Genomic DNA, 23,724 nt, shown 5'->3' with positions numbered 1-23,724 from the left:
GTGACCGCGTTCGAGCGGGCGGTGCGGCCCGTGCTCTTCCGCTTGGGAGGCGGCGACGCCGAGAAGGCGCACGAGTTCACTCTCGGGCGCCTCGCGCGGCTGGGGGAGCGGACCCGGTCGGTGCTGCGGGCGCGGTATGCGACGGCCGATCCGGTCGAGGTGTTCGGCGTGCGGTTCCCCAACGCGGTCGGGCTCGCGGCCGGGATGGACAAGAACGGGGTGGCGCTGCCCGCGTGGCCGGCGCTCGGGTTCGGGTTTGTCGAGGTGGGGACCGTCACCGCCAAGGCGCAGCCGGGCAATGACAAGCCTCGGTTGTTCCGGTTGCGGGACAGCGAGGCGATCATCAACCGGATGGGCTTCAACAACGCCGGGGCCGCGGCGCTGGCGGCCCGCCTCGCGGCGCTGGGGCCGATCGGGGTGCCGCTCGGCATCTCCTTGGGGAAGTCCAAGGTGACGCCCCTCGAGGAGGCGGTCGAGGACTACCTGGCGTCCTACGAGCTGCTGCATCCCTATGCCGACTACATCGCGGTCAACGTGTCGTCGCCGAACACCCCCGGGCTGCGCAACCTGCAGGACAAATCGGCGATCGCCGACCTGCTGGGCGCGCTGGTCGGGACGAAGCCGGTGCTCGTGAAGATCGCGCCCGACCTCAGCGAGCCGGCGATCGCCGAGCTGCTCGAGGTCTGCCTGAGTCACGGCGCGGCCGGTGTGATCGCCACGAACACGACCCTCGCCCGCGACGGCCTGGCCACCCCCGACCAACCGCGGGCCGCCGAGGCGGGCGGGCTCTCCGGCAAGCCGCTCACCGAGAAGGCGCGCAAGGTCGTCCACTTCGTGCACACCGAGACCGACGGCCGCCTCCCGATCATCGGGGTCGGCGGCGTGATGTGCCCCGACGACGCCGCTCGGCTCCTGGACGCAGGGGCTTCGCTGGTGCAGCTGTACAGCGGCTTCATCTACCACGGCCCGGCCCTGGTGCGCGGCACGGCGAGGGCGGCCGCGGCCCACCGGGCACTAGTGGCATGAGTAACGGGCGGGATCTGCTTGCGCTCGACCGGGCGCACGTCTGGCATCCCTACGGGCCCATGCCGGGGAAGAATGAGCCGTATCTCGTCGAGAGCGCTGAGGGCGTGCTCCTGAAGCTGGCCGGTGGGCGGGAGGTCGTCGACGGGATGTCGTCGTGGTGGGCGGCCATCCATGGGTATCGGCATCCGGTGCTGGACACGGCGCTTGCCGAGCAGGCCGGCAGGATGAGCCATGTCATGTTCGGCGGGCTCACCCACCAGCCGGCCATCGATCTTGCCACCAACCTGGTCGAGCTGGCACCCGACGGGCTCGAGCACGTCTTTCTGGCGGACTCCGGGTCTGTCAGCGTCGAGGTCGCGATCAAGATGGCGCTGCAGGCTCAGCTGGCGCTCGGGCGTCCGCGGAGGCGCCGGCTGCTGACCTGGCGCGGGGGGTATCACGGCGACACCTTCCACCCGATGACCGTGTGCGACCCGGTCGGGGGGATGCACTCGCTGTGGACGGGTGTGCTGCCGGTTCAGGTGTTCGCTGACGTGCCGCCGGTCGAGTTCGATCAGGGCTATGCCGACGGGCTGCGGGCGCTGATCGCGGAGCACGCGGACGATGTGGCGGCCGTGATCGTCGAGCCGGTCGTGCAGGGGGCGGGTGGGATGCGGTTCCACCATCCGGAGTACTTGCGGGTGCTTCGGGAGGCGACCGCCGCGTACGGAATCTGCTTGATCTTTGATGAGATCGCCACCGGATTCGGGCGCACGGGCGAGTTCTTCGGGGCGGACCATGCGGGCGTCAGCCCGGACATCATGTGCATGGGCAAGGCGCTCACGGGCGGCTACCTGACGCTCGCGGCGACGCTCTGCACGACCGCGGTCGCCGAGGCGATCTCCGCGGGGGAGGGCGGCGGGCTCGCGCACGGGCCGACCTTCATGGGCAACCCGCTCGCCTGCGCGGTCGCCAACGCCTCGCTCGGGCTGCTGCGCGACACGGACTGGCGATCACACGTACGGGTGATCGAAAGCGGTCTCAGGGGCGGCCTGGAGCCCTTGCGCGGGGTTCCGGGGGTCGACGATGTCCGGGTCCTGGGCGCGATCGGCGTGGTGCAGCTCGACCGTCCGGTGGACATGGCGAAGGCGACCGCCGCGGCCGTCGACGCCGGGGTCTGGCTGCGGCCGTTCCGGGACCTGATCTACACGATGCCGCCCTACGTGGCGTCGCCCGACGACGTGGCCCGGATCGTCGCCGGGATCACCGCCGCGGTCGCGGCGACCTGAGAAGTGACGGCCGGGCGGGCCGTCGGTCTGCGCCGCCGAGTGGGAATCGGAGCGGCGCGGATCGTCGCGCCGGGGCGGAGGCGGCCCGCGTCGCCGGCGGCCGCGAGCGAGGACGGCGGCCGCGAGCGAGGACGGCGGCCGCGAGCGAGGACGGCACGGCACGGCACGCGAATGTGAAGAGCGGCGTGGCTCGCATTACCGCGGGGATCGTCGCGGTGGTGGCGGCTACCTGACACGGAAGAGGTATCGCAGCGATGGAGACCTTCGGACAGCGGCTCACGGATGCCCTCGGGAAGCGGGGGCCGCTGTGTGTCGGCATCGATCCGCACCCCGCCCTGCTGACCCGCTGGGGGCTCGCCGACGACGTGGCCGGCCTGGAACGCTTCGCCCTTACGGTCGTCGAGGCACTGGCCGATCGGGTGGCCGTGGTGAAGCCGCAGTCAGCGTTTTTCGAGAGATTTGGGTCACGTGGCATCGGCATTCTTGAGTCAACTATCCGACAGTTGCGCGAGGCCGGAGCCCTCGTCCTGCTGGACGTGAAACGGGGCGACATCGGCTCGACGATGGCCGCGTACGCCTCCGCGTACCTCGATCCTAAGAGTTCGCTGTGTGCCGACGCGATTACTGTGAGTCCCTACCTCGGAGTCGGGTCGTTGCAGCCGGCATTCGACCTCGCGGCCGCCAACGGGGCCGGCGTCTTCGTCCTCGCGCTGACGTCCAACCCGGAGGGAGCGAGCGTCCAGCATGCGGTCGCTTCGGACGGCCGGACCGTCGCGCAGACCGTGATCGATGAGATTTCCCAGGTCAACGCGGGTGCCCAGCCGCTCGGCAACCTTGGTCTCGTGGTCGGCGCGACGATCGGACGGACCGGGCACGACCTGTCCCAAGTGAACGGTCCGCTGCTCGCTCCGGGGCTCGGAGCGCAGGGCGCGACCCCCTCCGACCTGCGCTCCGTCTTCGGCGAAAGCCTGCGCAACGTGCTGCCGTCGTACTCACGGGAAGTTCTCAACGCGGGACCTAGCGTGGCCGCGCTGAGGGACGCCGCGGAGCGCGCCGTCGACGAGTGCCGCGCCGCTCTCGGGTGAAACGGGCCTGCTTATCAGGCCGCCGGACAGCCGGGTCGGGGGTACCCCCACGTTGCCGAAAGCGCCGTTGACCGCTAGTTTTCCCCGCGCCGGGAACCACATGCCCCTTTGGTTCCCTGGCACACCACGTTTCACAGAAGCGCCGGTATTCGACTACCGCCGCGATAGGGACCTGAGGAGAACTGGTGCCGCTCCCGTCACTGAGCCCCGAGCAGCGCGCTGCAGCGCTGGAGAAGGCCGCGGAAGTTCGCAAGGCTCGGGCTGAGCTGAAGGAACAGCTCAAGTCCGGCAAGACCACCCTCGCCGCTGTGCTTGACCGCGCGGAGGAGGACGAGGTCGTGGGCAAGCTGAAGGTCTCGGCCGTGCTTCAGGCGCTGCCGGGCATCGGCAAGATCCGCGCAACCCAGATCATGGAGAAGCTGAAGATCGCTGACAGCCGCCGGCTGCGCGGTCTCGGCGACCAGCAGCGCAAGGCCCTCCTGGGGGAGTTCGCTGCCAACTGACTCATGGGCTCGTGTTGAATGAGCCTGTGAGCATGGATGACGACGCGCGCCCGGCAGCCCGCCTCACCGTCCTTTCCGGTCCCTCCGGGGTCGGGAAAGACAGTGTGATCGAGCTGATCCGGGCGCGCTCGCCTTGGATCAAGCTGTCCGTGTCGGTCACGACCCGGAAGAAGCGCGACTACGAGACCGACGGCGAGCACTACCACTTCGTGACCAGGAGTGAGTTCCAGCGGCTGATCGACGGCGGTCAGCTGCTCGAGTGGGCGGAGTTCGCCGGCAACCTCTACGGCACGCCCCGGGCGCAGGTCGAGGGCTGGCTGAGCCAGGGCCAGCCGGTCCTGCTCAAGATCGATCTCCAGGGCGCCCGCCAGGTGCGGGCCGCGATGCCCGAGGCGCAGCTGGTGTTCCTCGCGCCGCCGAGCGTCGAGGAGCTCAAGCGTCGCCTGATCGGGCGAGGCACGGACGACGAGGAGACGATCCGCCGTCGCCTGGCCCACGCCGACGAGGAACTGGCGGCCGAGAAGGAATTCGACCGGACGGTGGTCAACGACTTCGTCGAGCGTGCCGCGGACGAGCTGGTAGGATTGCTCGGTTCATCGTTTCTGACGCCCGCGCAAGCTCCAGAACATTAAGGATTTTTGAACTGTGGGAACCGTAGCCAACCCCGAAGGCATCACCAACCCGCCGATCGACGAGCTGCTCGACAAGACCTCGTCGAAGTACTCGCTGGTGATCTTCGCGGCCAAGCGCGCCCGCCAGGTCAACGCCTACTACAGCCAGCTCGGTGAGGGCCTCCTCGAGTACGTCGGCCCGCTGGTCGAGACGACCCCGCAGGAGAAGCCGCTCAGCATCGCCATGCGTGAGATCAACGCCGGCCTGCTGACCGCCGAGGCGACTGATCAGCCGTAGGGTGAAGTCTGTTCGCGGAAAGCGCGAACCAAAGACGGCACGATCAGGTATCTGCTCCGGGGGCCGAGCCCCCGGACACCCCATGGCGAGGTAGCTCGTCACAGTTGTCGCACGTGCTCCCGCGTCCCGGTTCGGGGCGCGGGATCATTGCATTCATGACTGAGGTGGTGCTGGGAGTCTGCGGCGGGATCGCCGCCTACAAGGCGTGTGAGCTGCTGCGGCTCTTCACCGAGTCGGGGCACAGCGTGCGGGTGGTGCCGACGGCGTCGGCGCTGAAGTTCGTGGGGGCGCCGACGTGGGCCGCGCTGTCCGGCAAGCCGGTGGCCACCGAGGTGTGGGACGACGCACACGAGGTGCCGCACGTGCGGATCGGTCGCCACGCCGACCTGGTCGTGGTGGCGCCGGCGACGGCCGACCTGCTGGCCAAGGCGGCGCACGGGATCGCCGACGATCTGCTGACGAACACCCTGCTCACGGCGACCTGCCCGATTGTCTACGCGCCGGCGATGCACACCGAGATGTGGGAGAACGCCGCTACGCGTGCCAACGTGGCCACGCTGCGTGAGCGCGGCGCGATCGTCATCGAACCCGCGGTGGGCCGGCTGACCGGGGCGGACACCGGTAAGGGCCGGCTGCCTGACCCCGAGTCGATCTTCGAGCTTGCTCTGCGCGTACGAAATCATGGTCTTGATCTGGATCTTGTTGGTCGGCACGTCGTGGTGACCGCCGGTGGAACGCGCGAACCGCTCGATCCGGTGCGATTCCTCGGAAACCGGTCGTCCGGAAAACAGGGATATGCGCTCGCCAAGGCCGCGGCGTCGCGAGGCGCGCGGGTCACGCTGATCGCGGCGAACGTCACGCTTCCCGACCCGGCCGGCGTCGAGATCACCCGGGTGGGCACGACCGAGGAACTGCGGGTCGCGACCGTGAAGGCGGCCGCCGACGCGGACATCGTGGTGATGTCGGCCGCGCCCGCCGACTTCCGTCCGGCCACGATTGCGTCACAGAAAATCAAAAAGACCGATTCGGGTACGCCTGAGTCAATCGTCCTCGTGACCAACCCGGACATTGCCGCCGAACTGGGCGCGGCGAAGCGGCCCGGCCAGGTCCTCGTCGCGTTCGCGGCCGAGACCCACGACGCGTTGGAGCACGCCAGGACTAAGTTGACTAAGAAGCGCGCCGATCTGATCGTGGTGAACGAGGTCGGTGTGGACCGGGTCTTCGGAGCCGATCACAACGACGCGACTATCCTCGGTTCGGACGGATCTACCGCCACTCTCGGTGAACTCCGCAAAGAAGACGTGGCCGATAGGATTTTGGACCGCGCCGCCGCTCTGCTGGAACAGCAGGTGGGCGGCAGTGGGACGGCATAGCACCCAGGCGACTTCTGTCGTGCGTGGTGACTACACTCTCGCGATACGTTGAACTTCGAACAGCTGAGGAGCACCGTGGCACGCCGCCTGTTCACCTCCGAGTCGGTCACGGAAGGCCACCCGGACAAGATCGCTGACCAGATCAGCGACGGCATTCTTGACGCCCTGCTGGCCCAGGACCCGCGCAGCCGTGTGGCGGTGGAAACGCTCATCACCACCGGCCAGGTCCACGTGGCCGGTGAGGTCACCACCCAGGCGTACGCCGACATCCCGAGCATCGTGCGCGACACCATTCTGCGCATCGGGTACGACTCGTCGAAGAAGGGCTTCGACGGCGCCTCCTGCGGCGTGAGCGTCTCCATCGGCGCGCAGTCGCCGGACATCGCGCAGGGCGTCGACAGCGCCATCGAGCTGCGCGAGGGTGACTCCGAGCACGTCCTCGACTCGCAGGGCGCCGGCGACCAGGGCATGATGTTCGGCTTCGCCTGCTCGGAGACCCCCGAGCTGATGCCGCTGCCGATCGCGCTCGCCCACCGGCTGGCCCGCCGCCTGTCCGCCGCGCGCAAGGACGGCACCATTCCGTACCTTCGCCCGGACGGCAAGACCCAGGTCACCATCGAGTACGACGGCCTCAAGCCGGTCCGCCTCGACACGGTGGTCGTGTCGTCGCAGCACGCCGCCGACATCTCGCTCGAGTCGCTGCTCACGCCCGACATCCGCGAGCACGTGATCCAGCCCGAGCTGGAGGGCCTCGGCATCGACACCGAGGGCTACCGCTTGCTGGTAAACCCGACCGGCCGCTTCGAGATCGGCGGCCCGATGGGCGACGCCGGCCTCACCGGCCGGAAGATCATTGTCGACACGTACGGCGGGTACGCGCGCCACGGCGGCGGCGCGTTCTCCGGCAAGGACCCGTCCAAGGTGGACCGCTCGGCGGCGTACGCGATGCGCTGGGTCGCCAAGAACGTCGTGGCCGCGGGCCTGGCGGAGCGGTGCGAGGCGCAGGTCGCGTACGCGATCGGCAAGGCGCACCCGGTGTCGCTGTTCGTCGAGACGTTCGGCACCGAGAACGTGCCGGTCGAGCGGATCGAGAAGGCCATCGGCGAGGTGTTCGACCTGCGTCCGGCCGCGATCATCCGCGACCTCGACCTGCTGCGGCCGATCTACCAGCAGACCGCGGCGTACGGTCACTTCGGTCGCGAGATCCCGGAGCTGCTCTGGGAGAGCACCGATCGGGCTCAGGACCTGAAGAACGCTGCTGCCTGATTTTTTGCGGGTGCCCCGGCTTTGGCCGGGGCACCTTTTTCATGCCTTTTGCGCCACGACTGTCAGGGTGCTGTAGTGCATCGTCACGGTGCCGCCGTGGGCGTCGATGGCCTCGCCGGTGGCGGTGAGCAGGTCGCTGAGCTGCTGCGGAGTGATGTGGGCGGCCAGGCCGCCGTGGGTGGGGACCAGGTCGAGCCAGGCGTCGCGGGTGTAGGTGAAATCCCAGTCGGTGCGCCATTGCTCGGGCTCGGTGAAGGCTTTGCTTTGCTTGAGGCCGGCTATCGCCTTGTCGGGGATGGCCTGGTAGGCCTCGACCATCGGGACGGTGCCGGCCGAGGAGAAGGGCAGTCCCGGGAGGATCCTGGCGTTGATCTCGGCGAAGGCGCTTTTCAGCTCGGGCGACGGCTCAAAGACATTCCACAGTAGAGCAACAATGCCCTGATTTTTCAGGATTTTTGCCGCTTTGGCGGCGCCGAGGTTCGGGTCGATCCAGTGCCACGTCGTGGCGGCGACCACGCCGTCGAAGTGGCGGTTTTTCGAGTCCCAGTCTTCGAACTTGGCGACCTCGACCTCCAGGCCTCGCCGTCGGGCCTGTGCGGCCATGCGGTCGTCGACGTCGAGGCCCAGGACGTCGGCGCCGGCGGCTTGGAGCTGGCGGGCGGCTATCCCGGTGCCGGTGCCGACGTCGAGGAAGGCGGGGCCGGGCGCGGCCTCCACGATTCGCTCGATCACCGCGTCGGGGTAGCTCGGGCGGCTGCGGTCGTAGCGCTCCGCGTCGGTGCCGAAAGACTCCGCTACCTGGCGTTGCTGGTGGATGTCACTCATCGTCGGTGGTCCCTTCCCGGTTATAGTGGGCGCGCGCCCACTTTAAGTGGGCAAGCGCCCACTCTTCAACGTGTGCGGGAGGTCGTGTGCCGACGGGTGTGGCGTACCGGGACGTACGGGAGCAATTGTTCGCGGCCGCGGAGCGGGTGTTGTTGCGCGACGGGCCGCATGCGCTGACCAGCCGGGCGGTGACCACCGAGGCGGGGTTTGCCAAGGGCGTGCTGCATCGGCATTTCGCCGACTTCGACGAGTTTCTGACCGAGTTGGTCTTCGATCGGATCGGCCGGCTCAAGTTGGAGACGGAGCAGCTCCTCTCCATCGCGGGCACCGGCACGGTGGCGGAAAACTTGCGGGAGGCGCTGCGGGAGTTGTTCGGGTCGGTTGCGGTCGCGATCGTCAGCTTGATCACGTTCCGCGACGACCTGCGGGCCCGGCTGCGGGCGGTGCGGTCCACCCCCGGGGTGCCGGTGCTGGCGGAGGCGGCCGTGATGATCACGTCTTACCTCGCGGCCGAGCAGAAGCTCAGACGGGTGAAGCCGGACGCGGACCTGCAGATGGTGGCGGGGATGCTGATCGGGACGGGGCATTTGATGTTCGCCGACCGGGATGGGACGCCGCCCTCGGACCGAGAGGTGGAGCGGGCCATCACGGCGGCGCTGGCCGGCGTGCTTCGGTGACGGTTCTTGTCGGGGGTGCCGGGCAGAATGTTCGGCGATGACTAGCAAGAGCACGCGCGGCGAGAGGGTCCCGGCGGAACGGCTGCCGGTGGCCCGGGTGTGCGTGGATGTGCCGTTGGCCCACCTCGACCGGCCCTTCGACTACCTCGTGCCGGCAGATCTCGACTCGGTCGCCCGGGCGGGGGTGCGGGTCAAGGTGCGGTTCGCGGGGCAGCTGATCTCGGGCTTCCTGCTGGAGAGGGCCGAGTCGTCGCCGCACGGGGGCAAGCTGGCTTATCTCGACAAAGTGGTCTCGGGGGAGCAGGTCCTCGACCCCGAGGTGGCGCGGCTGGCCCGGGCGATCGCCGATCGGTATGCGGGGAACCTGTGCGACGTGCTGCGGCTGGCGGTGCCGCCGCGCCATGCGCGGGTCGAGGGGCAGGCGTCTGCGGCTGCGGCATCGTCGCCGGCTTCGGCCGACGCGGATGACTCGGCGGCGTTGGCGGCTGCGACGGGTGACTCGGCGGCGTCGGCGGGTGGGCCGGCTGAGCTGGCGGTTGCCATGGGTGGCTCGGTGGAGTCGGATGCCGATGGCGCCTCGACCGCCGCCTCGTCTGGGAGCGTGCTGGTGAGCGGCTCGGCGGGCGATGCGGTGAGAGGCTCCGCGGGTGGCGCGGTGGGCGACGTGGCGAGCGGCCCCGCAGGTGGCGCGGTGGGCGACGTGGTGAGGCGCTCGGCGGGCGATGCGGTGAGCGAGTCCGCGGGTGACGTGGTGAGCGGCTCGGCTGGTGACGCTCGTGGCGGCCTCGCTGGGGACGGCTTCGCGGGTGGCGGGCTGGGGGAGATTCGGGGGCCGGCACCTGGTGGGTGGGATTCGTATGTGGCCGGGCCGGCGTTTCTGAAAGCGCTCGAGGACGGGCGCGGGGCTCGAGCCGTCTGGAGTGCTCTGCCGGGGGAGGACTGGGCGCTGCGGATCGCCGAGGCGGCGGCGGCCACGGCTCGGGGCGGGCGCGGGACGGTCATCGTCGTGGCGGATGCGCGGGACCTCGAGCGGGTCGACCGGGCGCTGGGCGAGGTGCTGGGGGCGGGACGGCACGTCGCGCTGAACGCGGCGCTGGGGCCGGCCGAGCGGTACCGGCGGTTCCTGCGGGCCAGCCGGCATCAGGTGCCGGTGGTGGTGGGCACGCGGGCGGCGATGTGGGCGCCGGTCGCCAAGCTCGGGCTGGTCGTCATCTGGGACGACGGGGACGACCTGCACGCCGAGCCGCGGTCGCCGTATCCACATGCCCGGGAGGTGCTGCTGACAAGGGCCCGGCTGGCGGAGTGCGCCGCGATGGTGGCGGGGCACGCTCGTACGGGAGAGGCGCAGCTGCTGCTGGAAACCGGGTGGGCCAAGGAGATCTCGGCGGCCCGCGACGTGCTTCGGGCGCGGGCGCCGGGGGTGGCGCCCACCGGGGACGACCCGCAGCTGGCGCGGGACCCGGGTGCGGCCACCGCGCGGCTGCCCAGCATCGCGTGGGAGACGGCGCGCAAGGCGTTGCAGGCCGGCGCACCGGTGCTGGTGCAGGTGCCGCGGCGGGGGTACCTGCCGTCGGTGGCCTGTGCCGAGTGCCGGACGCCGGCGCGGTGTCCGCACTGTTCGGGGCCGCTCGCGCTCTCCGGGTCGCGGGACGTGCCCAGCTGCCGGTGGTGCGGGCGGGTGTCGCCGGCCTACACCTGCCCGGCCTGCGGGGAGCGGCGACTGCGCGCCTCCGTGATCGGGGCGCGGCGCACGGCCGAGGAGCTGGGACGAGCCTTCCCGGGCGTCACGGTACGCACGTCGGGGCGCGACGAGATCATCGGCACGGTCCCGCAGGCGCCCTCGGTGGTCGTGGCCACGCCGGGGGCCGAGCCGCACGCCGAGGGCGGGTTCGGCGCGGTGCTGCTGCTCGACACGTGGGCGCTGCTGACCCGTTCCGACCTGCGGGCGGCCGAGGAGACGATGCGGCGGTGGTTCAACGCTTCGGCGCTGGCCAAGCCCGGCTCGCAGGGCGGGCGGGTCGTGGTGGTGGCCGACGGGTCGCTGACGACGGTGCAGGCGCTGATCCGGTGGGAGCCGGGGTGGTTCGCGGCCCGGGAGCTCGCCGAGCGGCGCGAGCTGGGCTTCCCGCCGGCGGCGCGGATGGCGAGCCTCACCGGCAAGCCCGAGGCGGTGGCCGAGCTGCTCGCGGCGGCCCGGCTGCCCGACGGCGCCGAGCTGCTCGGCCCGGTCCCGGCCGACGACGACCAGGAGCGGATGCTGGTACGGACATCCCGCTCCCAGGCCGCGGCGATGGCGCACGCGCTGCACGAGGCCGCCGCGGTGCGCAGCGCCAAGAAGGCGGCGCTGACCGTCCGGACGGAGGTCGACCCATTGACGATCTTCTAAGTCAAGAGTGAGCTCCGATCGGGTGACCGGATTTGCCCGGGCACCGGGATGGCCCTCTAATGGCGCCGTGACGACGACGGGACGCCCCGTGGGCGGGATGACCGTCCACGCCGCGGGAGCTGGGGCGGTCGGTGTCGGCGGCGACGTGTACGCCCCGATCACGACGAACATCTTCGGGGCGGACGGGCCGCCGTTCACGGTGGAGAGCCTGCCGGACGAGGCGCCGCCCGAGCTTGCCGACCTGGTCGCGTTGCGGGAGCAGCCGAGCAAGTTGCTCAACACCCGGCGGCGGGTGATTCCGTTCGCCGGGCGGCGAGGCGAGCTCGCGTGCCTGGCACGGTGGCGCGACGAGGGGCCCCGGCGGGCGGCGTGGCTCGTGCACGCGCCCGGCGGCCAGGGCAAGACGCGCCTCGCGGTCCGAGCCGCCGAAGAGGCCGCCGCGCACGGCTGGACGGTCGGCTGGGCCCGCCATCGGGCCGACACCCCGCTCGGCGGACGCCCGCTGCGCGACTTGCCGCCGGATGGGCTGCCGTTGGGTGGGCAGCCGCTGGGCGAGGTGCCGATGGGCCGGGCGCCGGGCGGCCAAGCGCCGGCGTGGACGGGCGCGGCGTGGACGGGCGCGGCGGGGACAGGCGCGGCGGGGACAGGCGCGGCGGGGACAGGTGGGGTGGGGCTGCTTGTCGTCGTGGACTATGCGGAGCGGTGGCCGCCGCAGGACCTGCAGGCGCTGCTGGCATGGGTGGCTGGGCGTCGCGGGCGTCTTCGGGTGCTGCTGCTCGGGCGGTCGCTCGCCGGGTGGGGAGCTGCCGACGCGGTGTGTGAGGAGCTGGGGATCGTTGCGGAGCGGCCTCTGGCGCTGGAGCCCGTTGCGATCGGAGAGGACGGGCGGCGGGAGCTGTTCGAGGCGGCGTGCCGGCGGTTTGCGCAGGTCTATGGGGTTCGGGCGCCGGAACCGGTGAGGCTGCCGGGTGGCGCGGAGGATCTGGCCTACGGGTCGGTGCTGACTGTGCACATGGCTGCCCTTGCGGTGGTGGACGCGCACGCTCGTGGGGATCGGCCGCCGGAGCGGGCGGGAGAGCTGTCGCGGTGGCTGCTGCATCGGGAGCGGCGGTACTGGGGGGTGCTGCACGGGGAGAAACGCGCGCTGGGCATGGCTCGGGCGGCGTTCGTGGCCGCTGTCACGGGGGCGCTGCCGTCACGAGATGGGGTGGGACTGCTTGACCGCGTCGGGCTGCCGGGCGCCTCGGGGATGACGGCGCAACAGATTGTTGACGGGCATTCTCGCTGCTATCCGGCCGCGGTCGCGGGGATGGTGCTGGAGCCGTTCACGCCGGACCGGCTTGCGGAGGACTTCATCGGGCTGTGCCTGCCGGGGGACCAACCTGAGAGCCTCGCCGATCCGTGGTGTGCCGACGTCCTGGCCGGGCTCTTCGAAGAGGCGCCCAGGTACACCGGGCGAGGACTGATCGTGCTGGCCGCCGCGGCGGTGGGGCGGCCGCACGTGGTGGAGGCGCTGCGGCAGCTGCTGCGCGGGGATCCGGGGCTGGCCGTCGCGGGCGGCGGCGCGGCGCTGCTGGCGGTCACGCCGCTGGCCGATGTGGGGCTGGCCCGGGAGATCAGCGGGCGGGTCCTGGCGGCGGGGATGCGGCTCGATCCGAGTGTCGCGGTGCACGCGTGCGGGATTCATCAGCTGGCCACGCTCGTCCGGAAGCGGGGTTGCGACCGGAGCGGATGATCGACGGCATGGACGCCTATGAAGCCGCGGAGATGGTGTTCTCGGGGAGTGGGCAGGAGCCGCACGAGGCGTACGCGGCGCTGCATGCGCACGGGCCGGTGCTGCAGTTCGCCGACCGGGCGTTTCTGGTGGGCGGTTACGACGCGGTCGATCGGGCGCTGCGCGACCCGGCGACGATCACCTATGACCGTGAGCTCTTCGACGCCGGCTCGCCGGGGTGGCGGGAGAGCAAGGCGCTGGCCCTGTTCGCCGACTCGATGCTGCAAGCCAATCCGCCACGGCACACGCGCATGCGACGGCTTGCCGCCGGCGTGTTCACCGCGCGGCGGGTGGTGGGCCTGCGGGACGTGATCGCGGAACAGGTCGATACCGCGCTGGACGCCGCGGAGGCGTACGCGTCGGAAATTGATCTTATGGATCGCCTGGCCTATGCCCTCCCGATCGGGGTGATCACCGCCTTGCTGGGGGTGCCGGAGGCGGATCGCGGGCGCTTCCGATGGCTGGCGCGCGCGCTCACGGGGGTGCTGGAGCTCAGCTGGGACGAGGAGGACCGGCGGCTGGCGGACGCGGCGGCGGGGGAGTTGACCGAGTATTTCCGGCAGTTGGTGGCGCTGCGGCGGGAGGATCCGCGGGACGACCTCGTCACGGCGCTGGCGCAGGCGCACGAGGCGGACGGCGAGCGGCTCACGGCCGACGAGTTGCTGGCGAACCTGGCGTTGCTGCTGGTGGCGGGCTTCGAGACGACGACCAACCTGATCGGCAACGGCGTGGTGCTGCTGCTCGACCATCCGGAGTACGCGGAGAAGTTGCGCGACGATCCGGCGCTGGCCCCGGCGTACGTCGAAGAGGTCTTGCGCATCGACTCGCCGGTGCAGGTCACGACGCGGCGCACCACCCGCCCAGCCGAGATCGGCGGGACGCGCGTTCCGGAAGGCAGCGAGCTCGTCCTGCTGCTCGGCGCCGCCAACCGTGACCCTTCGCGCTTCCCGCGACCGGACGCGTTCGAACCGGGACGCGCGGGACCGCAGCCGCTGTCGTTCGGCGCGGGCGTGCACTACTGCCTCGGCGCGCCGCTCGCTCGGCTGGAAGCCCAGGTCGCGCTGCCCACGCTGCTGCGACGCTTCCCGCGGATGGCCCTCGCGCGGCGGCCCGAGCGACGCCCCCGGATGAACCTGCGCGGCTGGCGGGAGCTCCCGGTCACGCTGGCGCGATGACCCGGCGCGGCACTCCGTAGACTGGTCGGGTGCCGCACCGGAATGTCAGGAGTACCGCCGCGTGACCGTTCAGCCCATCCGTCTCTTCGGTGATCCGGTCCTGCGGACGCAGGCCGACCCTGTCGTGGATTTCGACAAGGAACTGCGCAAGCTCGTGCGCGACCTGGTCGAGACGATGCAGGACGAGGGGGGCGCCGGCCTGGCCGCGCCGCAGCTCGGGGTGGGCCTGCGCGTGTTCACCTTCGACGTCGACGACGTGGTGGGCCACATCGTCAACCCGGTGCTGTCGTTCCCCGACGAGGAGGAGCAGGACGGTCCCGAGGGCTGCCTGTCGATCCCGGGCATCTACATCGACACCAAGCGCCGGCAAAATGTGGTGGCCAACGGCTTCAACGAGCACGGCGACCCGATCCAGCTGGTCGGCACCGGGCTGATGGCGCGCTGCGTGCAGCACGAGACCGACCACCTCGACGGGGTGCTCTTCCTCGACCGGCTCGACGCCTCCGGGCGCAAGGACGCGATGAAGCAGATCCGCGCCGCCGAGTGGTACAACGTCGACAAGCCACCCGTGGTCAAGGAGAGCCCGCACGGCCGGGGCATCTTCGGGCTGGGGCGGTGAGCGGGTTGCGCCTCGTCTTCGCCGGCACGCCGGCCGTCACGCTGCCCGCCCTCGACGCGATCGCCGCTTCGAGCCATTCCTTGGCCGCCGTGGTGACCAGGCCCGACGCTCCGGCTGGGCGGGGCCGTCATCTGGTGCGCTCGCCCGCCGGGGCCTGGGCCGACGAGCGGGGCATCGAGGTTCTGACGCCGCTCAAGCCCCGGGAGCCAGCGTTCCTGGAGCGACTCGAGCAGATCGCGCCCGACTGCGTGCCGGTCGTTGCCTATGGCGCGCTGGTGCCGCCGAGCGCTTTGGAAATACCACGACACGGGTGGATAAATCTGCACTTTTCTCTTTTGCCGGCCTGGCGCGGAGCGGCGCCTGTGCAGCACGCGGTGCTGCACGGCGACGAGGTGACCGGCGCGAGCGTCTTCGAGCTGGAGGCAGGGCTCGACACCGGGCCCGTCTACGGCACGCTGACCGAGGAGATCCGGTCGTCGGACACCTCCGGTGACCTGCTGGAACGGCTGTCGTTGTCGGGGGCCGGGCTGCTGGTGGCGGTGCTCGACGCGATCGAGGCCGGGACGGCCCGGGCCCATCCGCAGCCGGCCGACGGAGTGACCTTCGCTCCCAAGATCACTGTTGAGGACGCGCGGGTGCGCTGGGACGATCCGGCCTTCGCGGTGGATCGGCGGATCCGGGCGTGCACGCCGGCGCCGGGAGCATGGACGACTTTCCGGGAAGACAGGGTGAAATTGGGGCCGGTCACGCCGATCGCCAACGCGGCCGCGCTGAAGCCGGGCGACCTGCTCGTCTCGCGTGATCAGGTACTGGTCGGCACGGCGACGACGCCGGTCGCGCTCGGCGAGGTGCGCGCGGCGGGCAAGAGGGCGATGCCGGCCACCGACTGGGCCCGCGGCCTGCGGATCGACTCGTCGGAGCGGTTCGCATGACCGATCATCGGGCCGGTCGGCCGCACGGCTCTGGGCGTCCGCCGCGGGCCGCCGGGGGTCCGGGTTACTCACGCGACGCCCGCACGGGCCGGGCTCCGCGAGGCGGTCGCCCTCCGTCCGATCCGGCAAGGCAGGCCGCGTACGAGGCGATCGCCGCGGTCCACCGGGACGACGCGTACGCGAACCTCGTGCTCGCCGACATCCTCCGCGGCATGGGCCTCGGTGGCCGGGACGCCGCGTTCGCCACCGAGCTCACCTACGGCACGCTGCGCGCGCTGGGCACCCTCGACCTGATCGTCGGGGCGGCGGCCGGGCGCGAGGTGGCCCGCATCGACCCGCCGGCCCGCGACGCGCTGCGGCTCGGCGCCTACCAGCTGCTGCACACCCGGGTGCCGGCGCACGCCGCGGTAAACCAGACCGTCGACCTGGTGCGCTCGGTCGCGCCCGGCGCGGCCGGCTTCGCCAACGCGGTGATGCGGACGATCAGCGAGACGCCGCTGGAGAAGTGGCTCGAGCGGCTCGCCCCGTCCTACGACGAGGACCCGGTCGGCAACCTCTCGGTGCTGCACAACCACCCGCAGTGGATCGTGCGGGCGTTCTCCGAGGCGCTCGGCGGCAACCTCGAGGAGACGGCGCGGCTGCTGATCGAGGACAACCAGGCGCCGGTCGTGCACCTGTGCGCGCGCCCGGGACGGGCCGAGGCGGTCGAGCTCGCCGACGAGGTCGACGGGGTGCCGGGGGCGTTCTCGCCGTACGCGGTCTATCTGAACGGCGGCTCCCCGCGCGAGCTGGCGGCGATCGCCGACGGCCGCGCGCACGTACAGGACGAAGGCTCCCAGCTGGTGGCGGCGGCGCTGCTGGCCGCGCCGATCGAGGGCCGCGACACCCGGTGGCTCGACCTGTGCGCGGGCCCGGGCGGCAAGGCCGGGCTGCTGGGCTCGATCGCGGCGCTGCGCAACGCCGAGGTGACCGCGGTCGAGGTGCAGGAGCACCGGGCGCGGCTCGTGGAGCACGCGACCGAGGGCATGCCGGTGACGGTGCTGCCGATGGACGGCCGCTCGGTGGGCCGCGACCCTGACCTGCCGGAGGAGTCGTTCGACCGGGTGCTGGTGGACGCGCCGTGCACGGGCCTGGGCTCGCTGCGGCGGCGGCCGGAGTCGCGCTGGCGGCGGCAGCCGTCCGACCTGCCGGCGCTGACCAAGCTGCAGCGGGAACTGCTGGTGGCGGCGTTGCGGGCGGTGCGGCCCGGCGGCTTGGTCGCGTACGTGACCTGCTCGCCGCACATGGTCGAGACGCAGGTGACGGTCACCGAGGGGGCGCGGCGCAGCGGGGTCGAGGTGGACTTCGTCGACGCGCGGCCGCTGCTGCCGCCTGGCATGCCGGGTCTCGGGCCGGGCCCGACGGTGCAGCTGTGGCCGCATCGCCACGGGACCGACGCGATGTTCCTCGCCGTGCTGAGGCGTACGGCCTAGCGCTTCTTGTAGTGGATTTTGAGCTTGGCGGTGCCGGCGTCGCGGTAGGAGCCCTTCATCTTCTCGCCGTTGAGCCACAGGAAGCAGCGGATCGCCCGGTCGCCCATCGTCCACGCCGCGTCGTCGGGCGGGAAGCCCAGCCAGCCGATCCGGCTCGGCAGGGTGTCGTCGTCGGGCAGGCCGGTGAACTTCGCGATCGCCGTGTCGCAGCCCTCGGCCAGCTCGTCGCTGGAGAGCTGCGACGACCTGGCGCGGTCGGTGGCGAACAGGCCGGCGAACTCGGCGGTGTGCGTGCCGGCGCAGGCCACCGGGTGCATCTCGGTCACCGAGTCGCCGTCGATCGTCGGGTTCGCGCAGGCCATCCGCAGCTTGCCGCCCGCCTTGACGGCGCCCTTCATGCTGCCCTGACGGCGGACCAAGGCGCCGTCGACCGGTGAGGTCTCGGCGACGTCGCAGCGCACCCAGCGGGCACCGCCCGACCACGCCTCGCGGGTCGGGAGCACCGGTTGCAGCACCACCCAGCCGGTGCGCCAGTCGCCGCCCAGGAAGGCGCTGGCCTTCTTCGAGCAGGTGGCGTAGGCCTGGCTCTGCTTGCTCACCTCGGCGACCGCCACGGTCTCGGCCAGGTGCGCGCCGGTGCACGGGACGGGCTCGTAGTCGTCGGGCGTCGCGTTCTTTGCCAGGTCGGCGTGGCAGGCGCCGGCCTGCGGGCGGAACTGGGCGGCGGCGGCCATCGGCTTCCAGTTGTTGGTCAGATCGCCGTCGACACCGCGGGGGAGATCGACGCCGCAGCCGGCCAGGGCGGTGCACGCGATCATGGCAATGGCAGCCATCCACCGTCGCATGATCGCCTCCCCAGGCCGCCCGGACGGGTCACTCTAACGTGTGCTTCGCGTCCGTCCGTTTTGCCGCCCGGCTCAACCCATAGACTGCGTCCGTGGAAGCAAATCCGATCATCGCGCCGAGCATCCTGGCCGCCGACTTCTCCCGGCTCGCCGACGAGGTGGCCGCCATCGAGCTCGCGGCCGACTGGGTGCACGTCGATGTCATGGACAACCACTTCGTGCCCAACCTGACCATCGGCCTGCCCGTGGTGCAGAGCCTGCGCAAGGCGACGAGCATCCCGTTCGACGTGCACCTGATGATCACCGACCCCGAGCGCTGGGCGCCGGGGTACGCGGAGGCCGGGGCGTACAACGTGACCTTCCACGCCGAGGCCTGCGAGAACCCGGTGGCCCTGGCCAAGACGCTGCGGGCCGCGGGATCCAAGGCGGGCCTCGCGATCGACCGGGACACTCCGGTGGAGCCCTACCTCGAGCTCCTCCCGTACATCGACACGTTGCTGATCATGACGATCAAGGCAGGTTTCGGCGGGCAGCGGTTCATGCCCGAAATGCTCGACAAGGTGCGCGACGTGCGCCGCCGCATCCGGGCCAAGGATCTCGAGGTGCGCCTCGAGGTCGACGGCGGCATCGCGGCCGACACCATCGCCCAGGCCGCCGAGGCGGGCGCCGACGCGTTCGTGGCGGGCACGGCGGTCTACGGGGCCGCCGATCCGGCCGAGGCCGTTCGCCACTTGCGGGCACTGGCCGCCGCGGCGCAGTCGTCGCATGATTGAGCGGCATTTCCTCGGGCTGGATGCGGGCAGGCGGGAGCGGGGTCAGGGATGAGCACCGGCGTGGTGCGTGACGAGGTGGACGGGCTCGGTCCGGAGCCGGAGGAGCGGCCCGATCTGATCCTCGTCGTCGACGACGATCAGGACATCGCGGGTTTCGTCGAGTTCAACCTGAAGGTGCACGGCTACGACGTGATCCGGGCCAAGGACGGCGAGGACGCCCTCGAGATCATGCAGGACAACCGGCCCGACCTGGCCGTCGTCGACTGGATGATGCCCCGGATGGACGGGGTCGAGCTCACCCGCCGGCTGCGCGCCGAGCCGCTCACGTCGGCCCTTCCGGTGATCATGCTGACCGCCAAGAGCATGACCGTCGACAAGGTGGTCGGCCTGACCGCGGGCGTCGACGACTACCTGGTCAAGCCGTTCGACACGGCCGAGTTGCTGGCCCGGGTCACCTCCACGCTGCGGCGCAACAAGGAGTTCCGCGAGGTCTCCCCGCTCACCGGCCTGCCCGGCAACGCCCGGGTCCGGCGCGAGATCGCCGACCGGATGAAGGCGGGCGGCGAGTACTCGGTCGGTTACATCGACATCGACAGATTCAAGAGCGTCAATGACGTGTACGGCTTCGACCGCGGCGACGAGTTCATCACCGCCCTCGCGCGCAGCCTGCACAAGGCGGTGACCTCGGTCGGCCAGCCGTCGATCTTCCTGGGCCACATCGGCGGCGACGACTTCGTCTTCATCTGCGCGCCCGACCAGGTGCTGCCGCTCACGAAGAAGACGGTGACCGATTTCGAACAGGCTGCCGACCAGCTGTACGACGCCTCGGACGCCGAGCGCGGCTACATCGAGGTCCCGGACCGCCGCGGCAACAAGAACCGGGCGGCCCTGGTGACGCTCTCGATCGGCGTGGCCCAGGCAACGTTGGACGGCCGCATGTTCGCCGACCCGCGGGTGGTGATCGCGGTGGCCTCCGAGATGAAGAAGGTCGCCAAGTCGCAGCCCGGCTCCTACGTGGCGATCGACCGCCGCCGCACCGTCGCCGACCCCGGCGAGTAACGCCACTGCCGCGCTGCCTGTGGGTGCGCCGCGCCACGCCGGCCCGCCTCGCCCGGCGCGGTCGTCGTTGGCCGATCTTGATGAATTGCTGTTTGCTGCGAACAGCACGTCATCATCCTTCGACGTTGTGATCAACTGGCGCCTGGCTAAAAGCGGATATTTCCGGTGCCGTGCGGGGGTGGTCCGAGGCGGGGCGGTGCCCTTGCCGGTGGTTCGTTCGGTGAGCGGGGCAGTCGAGCGCGGATCCCGCTATGTGAGCGTTGTTGCCGCTTTGCGGGAATCGGTGGCGGGCGCCGATGGCGGTGGCGACAGCGGTTCGCCGGCGGCCGGGCGCGGTGGGGTGGGCGGCGCGCGTCGCTGAGCTGCGGTTTTCCGGGTGGATGTGAGATGGCTCGCGGAGATGGTGGCAAAGCCGATCGCTCGTGACAGACTCGGGGGTAACCCACCACGCGCTGGCGGGACTCGGTGAAATTCCGAACCGGCGGTGATCCGACGCGCAAGCGTCGGTAAGCCCGCGACCCGGACGTCGACCATGACGGACGGTGGACCTGGTGAAAATCCGGGGCCGACGGTTGATCGAGCGGCGAGGCAACGAGCCGCACGGTCAGACAGTCCGGATGGGAGACAGCGCGCGGAATCGGACCGAGGGCTCGCGTAGGCGTGCCTGATGTCGGCCGGGGTGCGCGCAGCGTACCCGGTTGTCCGATTCTTGGCGTTATCTCCCGCTTCTCTTCAGCGCGTGACCGTACCGCGCTCGAGAGGAACGAAGCGGATGGTGACCGAGGACGAGGCGATGCGCCGCGCGATCGCGCTGGCCGCCCGGGGCCTCGGCACGACCAGCCCCAACCCGGTCGTCGGCTGCATCCTGCTCGACGGCGACGGCGAGATCGTCGGCGAGGGTTTCCACGCCTACGCGGGCGGGCCGCACGCCGAGATCGTGGCGCTGGCGCAGGCCGGCGAGCGGGCGCGCGGCGGCACCGCCGTGGTCACCCTCGAGCCCTGCAACCACACCGGCCGGACGGGGCCGTGCAGCCATGCCCTGATCAACGCGGGTGTCCGGCGCGTGGTGATCGCGGTGGACGATCCGACGCCGGTCGCGGCCGGTGGGGCGACCACGCTGCGGGCCGCCGGTGTGCAGGTCGAGACCGGCGTGCGGCGCAAGGAGGCGGAGCAGGGCAACGTCGCCTGGCTGACCGCGGTGCGTCGCGGGCGGCCGTACGTGACCTGGAAGTTCGCCGCGACGCTGGACGGCCGCTCGGCGGCCGCCGACAACACCAGCCAATGGATCACCTCGGCGCCGGCGCGCACCGACGTGCACGTGCTGCGCAGCACGATGGACGCGATCATGGTGGGCGCCGGCACGGTGATCGCCGATGACCCGCAGCTGACCGTGCGCGACCTCAAGGACGGCACCCTCGCGATCAAGCAGCCGTTGCGTGTGGTTGTCGACTCCTCCGGGCGTACGCCGGAAAAAGCTCGCGTCCGCGACGTCGCCGCTCCCACCTGGATCGTCACCACGGCCGAGGTCGGCGCGGGGCCGGACGGCCGCGTCGACCTGCATTCCCTGCTCGCCGGCCTCTTCGGCCGCGGCATCCGCTCGGTGTTGCTGGAGGGCGGCCCGACGCTGGCCGGCTCGTTCCTGGCCGCCGGGCTCGTCGACCAGGTGATCGGGTACGTCGCGCCGAAGCTGCTCGGCGCCGGCAAGCCGGCGCTGGTCGACGCGGGCGTCACCACGATCGGCGACGCCATCGAGCTGGATCTCACCGACATCGCGCAGATCGGCCCCGACCTGCGCTTCACAGCTTCGCTCCGGCAAAAGGAGAGCTGATGTTCACAGGCATCGTCGAGGAGTTGGGTGAGGTGGTCCGCCTCGTCGACGCGGGCGGCGACTCCGCCGTCATCGCGGTACGCGGACCTGTCGTCACCTCCGACGCAGGGCACGGCGACTCGATCTCGGTCAACGGGGTCTGTCTCACCGTGATCGAGAACGTCGACGGCGTGTTCACCGCCGACGTGATGGGCGAGACGCTGCGGCGGTCGTCGCTCGGCGCGCTGCGGGTGGGCAGCCAGGTCAACCTGGAGCGCGCGGCGACCGTGGGCAGCCGGCTCGGCGGACACCTGGTGCAGGGGCACGTGGATGGGGTCGCCACGATCCTCGACCGCACGCCCGAGTCGGAGTGGGAGGTGCTGCGCTTCTCGCTGCCGGAAAACCTGGCCAAGTACGTGGTGGAGAAGGGCTCGATCACCGTCGACGGGGTCTCGCTGACCGTCATGGCGGTGGACGACGAATCGTTCAGCGTCGGACTGATCCCGACCACGCTGAAGCTGACCGTCCTGGGATCCAAGACCGCCGGCGACCCGGTGAACCTCGAGGTCGACGTGATCGCCAAGTACGTGGAAAAGATGCTGGGGAGCCGATGATGTTCGAAGACATTGAGCGGGCGATCGCCGACATCGCCGCCGGCCGGGCCGTGATCGTGGTCGACGACGAGGACCGGGAGAACGAGGGCGACCTGATCTTCGCGGCCGAGAAGGCCACGCCGGAGCTGGTCGCGTTCATGGTCCGCTACACCTCGGGATACATCTGCGCGCCGATCACCGAGGAGGAGGCCGACCGCCTCGACCTGCCGCCGATGTACCACACCAACCAGGACCGGCGCGGGACCGCGTACGCGGTGGCGGTCGACGCGGCCTCGGGCGTGAGCACCGGCATCTCGGCCGCCGACCGCGCCCGTACGCTGCGGTTGCTCTCCTCGCCGGACACCCGCCCCACCGACCTCTCCCGTCCCGGCCACGTCGTGCCGTTGCGTGCCAAGGCAGGCGGCGTGCTGCGCCGGCCGGGGCACACCGAGGCCGCGATCGACCTCGCCGAGCTGGCCGGGCTGCGGCCGGCCGGCGTGCTCTGCGAGATGGTCAACGACGACGGCACCATGCAGCGGCGTCCCGACCTCGAGCGGTTCGCCAAGGAGCACGACCTCTCGCTGATCACGATCGCCGACCTGGTCGCCTACCGGCGGCAGCAGGAGCGGCAGGTCGAGCGGGTGGTCGAGACCAAGCTGCCCACCGAGCACGGCGAGTTCACCGCGGTCGGCTACCGCGCGCTGGTCGACGACGGCGAGCACGTGGCTCTGGTCTACGGCGAGATCGGCGACGGCGCGGACGTGTTGGTGCGGGTGCACTCGGAGTGCCTGACCGGGGACGTCTTCGGCTCGCGGCGCTGCGATTGCGGCCCCCAGCTGGACGCGGCGCTGGCGCGGGTCGCCGAGGCCGGCCGGGGCGTGGTGCTCTACATGCGCGGGCACGAGGGCCGGGGGATCGGCCTGCTGCACAAGCTGCAGGCGTACCAGCTGCAGGACAAGGGCTTCGACACGGTGGACGCCAACCTCGAGCTGGGCCTGCCGGCCGACGCGCGGGACTACGGGACCGGGGCGCAGATCCTCTACGACCTGGGCGTGCGCTCGATGCGACTGCTCACCAACAACCCCGCCAAAAGAGCAGGGCTCGAGGGGTACGGGCTGACCGTTACCGGCCGGGAGGCGCTGCCGGTGCGGCTGCACCCCGAGAACGTGCACTACCTGCGGACCAAGCGGGATCGCATGGGGCATCTTTTCGAAGCCCTCGGCTGATAGGCCCTGTCCTGTCGATCACGGGGGAGTGAGGCGAGGTCCAGGTGGTGGCTGGCGTCGGCCGCGAAGCGGTCGCATCCCGGTGTTGGATTCGGCCGTTTCGCGGACGCCGTCAGGCGCCACCTGGGCCA

General features: G+C 71.2%; 22 protein-coding genes and 1 riboswitch. Of the genes, 20 read left to right on the top strand and 2 right to left on the bottom strand.

Going from position 1 to position 23,724, the window contains the following annotated elements:
* The 8 genes from ACQPZX_RS36120 to metK all read left to right on the top strand — a co-directional run bounded on the left by ACQPZX_RS36120 (position 1) and on the right by metK (position 7,430).
* Positions 1 to 1,026, top strand: a complete 1,026-nt coding sequence (locus tag ACQPZX_RS36120) for a quinone-dependent dihydroorotate dehydrogenase (protein ID WP_433365588.1) — start codon at positions 1 to 3, stop codon at positions 1,024 to 1,026.
* The gene (locus ACQPZX_RS36115) at positions 1,023 to 2,294 is read left to right on the top strand and encodes an adenosylmethionine--8-amino-7-oxononanoate transaminase (protein WP_433365585.1); all 1,272 of its coding nucleotides are present in this window, start codon (positions 1,023 to 1,025) and stop codon (positions 2,292 to 2,294) included. Before ACQPZX_RS36120 ends, ACQPZX_RS36115 begins: the two co-directional genes overlap by 4 nt.
* Before the next feature lie 254 nt (positions 2,295 to 2,548).
* Positions 2,549 to 3,379: an orotidine-5'-phosphate decarboxylase gene (gene pyrF, locus ACQPZX_RS36110; RefSeq protein WP_433365583.1), complete on the top strand. Its 831-nt coding sequence runs from the start codon at positions 2,549 to 2,551 to the stop codon at positions 3,377 to 3,379.
* Positions 3,380 to 3,564: 185 nt separating this feature from the next.
* Positions 3,565 to 3,882: an integration host factor, actinobacterial type gene (gene mihF / locus ACQPZX_RS36105; protein WP_020517554.1), complete on the top strand. Its 318-nt coding sequence runs from the start codon at positions 3,565 to 3,567 to the stop codon at positions 3,880 to 3,882.
* 32 nt (positions 3,883 to 3,914) lie between these two features.
* Positions 3,915 to 4,514: a guanylate kinase gene (gene gmk, locus ACQPZX_RS36100; RefSeq protein WP_433365580.1), complete on the top strand. Its 600-nt coding sequence runs from the start codon at positions 3,915 to 3,917 to the stop codon at positions 4,512 to 4,514.
* 13 nt (positions 4,515 to 4,527) lie between these two features.
* Complete coding sequence (rpoZ, locus tag ACQPZX_RS36095) at positions 4,528 to 4,791, top strand: DNA-directed RNA polymerase subunit omega (protein WP_433365577.1); 264 nt, start codon at positions 4,528 to 4,530, stop codon at positions 4,789 to 4,791.
* A gap of 155 nt (positions 4,792 to 4,946) precedes the next feature.
* A complete protein-coding gene (coaBC, locus tag ACQPZX_RS36090; protein WP_433365574.1) occupies positions 4,947 to 6,164 on the top strand; it encodes a bifunctional phosphopantothenoylcysteine decarboxylase/phosphopantothenate--cysteine ligase CoaBC in 1,218 nt (405 codons plus the stop codon).
* Between the two features lie 75 nt (positions 6,165 to 6,239).
* The gene (gene metK / locus ACQPZX_RS36085) at positions 6,240 to 7,430 is read left to right on the top strand and encodes a methionine adenosyltransferase (protein ID WP_433365571.1); all 1,191 of its coding nucleotides are present in this window, start codon (positions 6,240 to 6,242) and stop codon (positions 7,428 to 7,430) included.
* Positions 7,431 to 7,469: 39 nt separating this feature from the next.
* On the opposite strand, the gene ACQPZX_RS36080 is transcribed toward metK, so the two are convergent.
* Positions 7,470 to 8,255, bottom strand: a complete 786-nt coding sequence (locus ACQPZX_RS36080; RefSeq protein WP_433365569.1) for a class I SAM-dependent methyltransferase — start codon at positions 8,253 to 8,255, stop codon at positions 7,470 to 7,472.
* Positions 8,256 to 8,341: 86 nt separating this feature from the next.
* Here ACQPZX_RS36080 and ACQPZX_RS36075 point away from each other — a divergent pair, with 86 nt between their 5' ends.
* The 7 genes from ACQPZX_RS36075 (at position 8,342) to ACQPZX_RS36045 (ending at position 17,290) form a co-directional block, all read left to right on the top strand.
* Entirely contained in the window at positions 8,342 to 8,932 is a 591-nt protein-coding gene (locus ACQPZX_RS36075; protein WP_433365566.1) for a TetR family transcriptional regulator, read from the top strand.
* A 103-nt stretch (positions 8,933 to 9,035) separates the two neighbouring features.
* A complete protein-coding gene (locus ACQPZX_RS36070; protein WP_433385614.1) occupies positions 9,036 to 11,318 on the top strand; it encodes a primosomal protein N' in 2,283 nt (760 codons plus the stop codon).
* 67 nt (positions 11,319 to 11,385) lie between these two features.
* Positions 11,386 to 13,053 (top strand): hypothetical protein, encoded by a 1,668-nt coding sequence (locus ACQPZX_RS36065; RefSeq protein WP_433365563.1) that lies wholly within the window; start codon positions 11,386 to 11,388, stop codon positions 13,051 to 13,053.
* An 8-nt stretch (positions 13,054 to 13,061) separates the two neighbouring features.
* Positions 13,062 to 14,267: a cytochrome P450 gene (locus tag ACQPZX_RS36060; RefSeq protein WP_433365560.1), complete on the top strand. Its 1,206-nt coding sequence runs from the start codon at positions 13,062 to 13,064 to the stop codon at positions 14,265 to 14,267.
* A 61-nt stretch (positions 14,268 to 14,328) separates the two neighbouring features.
* Positions 14,329 to 14,886: a peptide deformylase gene (gene def / locus ACQPZX_RS36055; protein ID WP_433365557.1), complete on the top strand. Its 558-nt coding sequence runs from the start codon at positions 14,329 to 14,331 to the stop codon at positions 14,884 to 14,886.
* Positions 14,887 to 14,891: 5 nt separating this feature from the next.
* Positions 14,892 to 15,818 carry a methionyl-tRNA formyltransferase gene (fmt, locus tag ACQPZX_RS36050; protein ID WP_433385611.1) on the top strand — a complete coding sequence of 309 codons (927 nt, stop codon included), beginning with the start codon at positions 14,892 to 14,894 and terminating at the stop codon, positions 15,816 to 15,818.
* Complete coding sequence (locus tag ACQPZX_RS36045) at positions 15,815 to 17,290, top strand: RsmB/NOP family class I SAM-dependent RNA methyltransferase (protein ID WP_433365554.1); 1,476 nt, start codon at positions 15,815 to 15,817, stop codon at positions 17,288 to 17,290. The genes fmt and ACQPZX_RS36045 overlap by 4 nt, the downstream gene beginning before the upstream one ends.
* On the opposite strand, the gene ACQPZX_RS36040 is transcribed toward ACQPZX_RS36045, so the two are convergent.
* Positions 17,287 to 18,135 (bottom strand): septum formation family protein, encoded by an 849-nt coding sequence (locus ACQPZX_RS36040; protein WP_433365551.1) that lies wholly within the window; start codon positions 18,133 to 18,135, stop codon positions 17,287 to 17,289. The genes ACQPZX_RS36045 and ACQPZX_RS36040 overlap by 4 nt on opposite strands.
* Positions 18,136 to 18,227: 92 nt before the next feature.
* On the opposite strand from ACQPZX_RS36040, the gene rpe reads away from it, so the two are divergent.
* The 5 genes from rpe to ACQPZX_RS36015 all read left to right on the top strand — a co-directional run bounded on the left by rpe (position 18,228) and on the right by ACQPZX_RS36015 (position 23,593).
* Complete coding sequence (rpe, locus tag ACQPZX_RS36035; RefSeq protein ID WP_433365548.1) at positions 18,228 to 18,908, top strand: ribulose-phosphate 3-epimerase; 681 nt, start codon at positions 18,228 to 18,230, stop codon at positions 18,906 to 18,908.
* 48 nt (positions 18,909 to 18,956) lie between these two features.
* Complete coding sequence (locus tag ACQPZX_RS36030) at positions 18,957 to 19,967, top strand: GGDEF domain-containing response regulator (RefSeq protein ID WP_433365545.1); 1,011 nt, start codon at positions 18,957 to 18,959, stop codon at positions 19,965 to 19,967.
* 447 nt (positions 19,968 to 20,414) lie between these two features.
* A riboswitch (FMN riboswitch) is annotated at positions 20,415 to 20,600 on the top strand.
* 139 nt (positions 20,601 to 20,739) lie between these two features.
* Complete coding sequence (gene ribD / locus ACQPZX_RS36025; RefSeq protein WP_433365542.1) at positions 20,740 to 21,795, top strand: bifunctional diaminohydroxyphosphoribosylaminopyrimidine deaminase/5-amino-6-(5-phosphoribosylamino)uracil reductase RibD; 1,056 nt, start codon at positions 20,740 to 20,742, stop codon at positions 21,793 to 21,795.
* Positions 21,795 to 22,388 (top strand): riboflavin synthase, encoded by a 594-nt coding sequence (locus tag ACQPZX_RS36020; RefSeq protein WP_433365539.1) that lies wholly within the window; start codon positions 21,795 to 21,797, stop codon positions 22,386 to 22,388. The genes ribD and ACQPZX_RS36020 overlap by 1 nt, the downstream gene beginning before the upstream one ends.
* Positions 22,388 to 23,593: a bifunctional 3,4-dihydroxy-2-butanone-4-phosphate synthase/GTP cyclohydrolase II gene (locus tag ACQPZX_RS36015; protein WP_433365536.1), complete on the top strand. Its 1,206-nt coding sequence runs from the start codon at positions 22,388 to 22,390 to the stop codon at positions 23,591 to 23,593. The genes ACQPZX_RS36020 and ACQPZX_RS36015 overlap by 1 nt, the downstream gene beginning before the upstream one ends.
* Positions 23,594 to 23,724 lie beyond the last annotated feature (131 nt).

The sequence above is a fragment of the Actinoplanes sp. CA-142083 genome, assembly GCF_050942195.1.
In the GTDB taxonomy this organism is placed as follows: domain Bacteria; phylum Actinomycetota; class Actinomycetes; order Mycobacteriales; family Micromonosporaceae; genus Actinoplanes.
The sequence above is the reverse complement of the archived record's forward strand: the minus strand, read 5'-3'. Positions and strand labels throughout refer to the sequence as shown.

Bases quoted from the DNA above. Each gene is read 5' to 3' on its own strand.
- ribD (WP_433365542.1), top strand. From the start codon at position 20,740: ATGGTGACCGAGGACGAGGCGATGCGCCGCGCGATCGCGCTGGCCGCC.
- ACQPZX_RS36020 (WP_433365539.1), top strand. From the start codon at position 21,795: ATGTTCACAGGCATCGTCGAGGAGTTGGGTGAGGTGGTCCGCCTCGTC.
- ACQPZX_RS36080 (WP_433365569.1), bottom strand. From the start codon at position 8,255: ATGAGTGACATCCACCAGCAACGCCAGGTAGCGGAGTCTTTCGGCACC.
- ACQPZX_RS36040 (WP_433365551.1), bottom strand. From the start codon at position 18,135: ATGCGACGGTGGATGGCTGCCATTGCCATGATCGCGTGCACCGCCCTG.
- pyrF (WP_433365583.1), top strand. From the start codon at position 2,549: ATGGAGACCTTCGGACAGCGGCTCACGGATGCCCTCGGGAAGCGGGGG.
- ACQPZX_RS36015 (WP_433365536.1), top strand. From the start codon at position 22,388: ATGTTCGAAGACATTGAGCGGGCGATCGCCGACATCGCCGCCGGCCGG.
- coaBC (WP_433365574.1), top strand. From the start codon at position 4,947: ATGACTGAGGTGGTGCTGGGAGTCTGCGGCGGGATCGCCGCCTACAAG.
- ACQPZX_RS36030 (WP_433365545.1), top strand. From the start codon at position 18,957: ATGAGCACCGGCGTGGTGCGTGACGAGGTGGACGGGCTCGGTCCGGAG.
- ACQPZX_RS36115 (WP_433365585.1), top strand. From the start codon at position 1,023: ATGAGTAACGGGCGGGATCTGCTTGCGCTCGACCGGGCGCACGTCTGG.
- gmk (WP_433365580.1), top strand. From the start codon at position 3,915: ATGGATGACGACGCGCGCCCGGCAGCCCGCCTCACCGTCCTTTCCGGT.
- ACQPZX_RS36060 (WP_433365560.1), top strand. From the start codon at position 13,062: ATGGACGCCTATGAAGCCGCGGAGATGGTGTTCTCGGGGAGTGGGCAG.
- ACQPZX_RS36045 (WP_433365554.1), top strand. From the start codon at position 15,815: ATGACCGATCATCGGGCCGGTCGGCCGCACGGCTCTGGGCGTCCGCCG.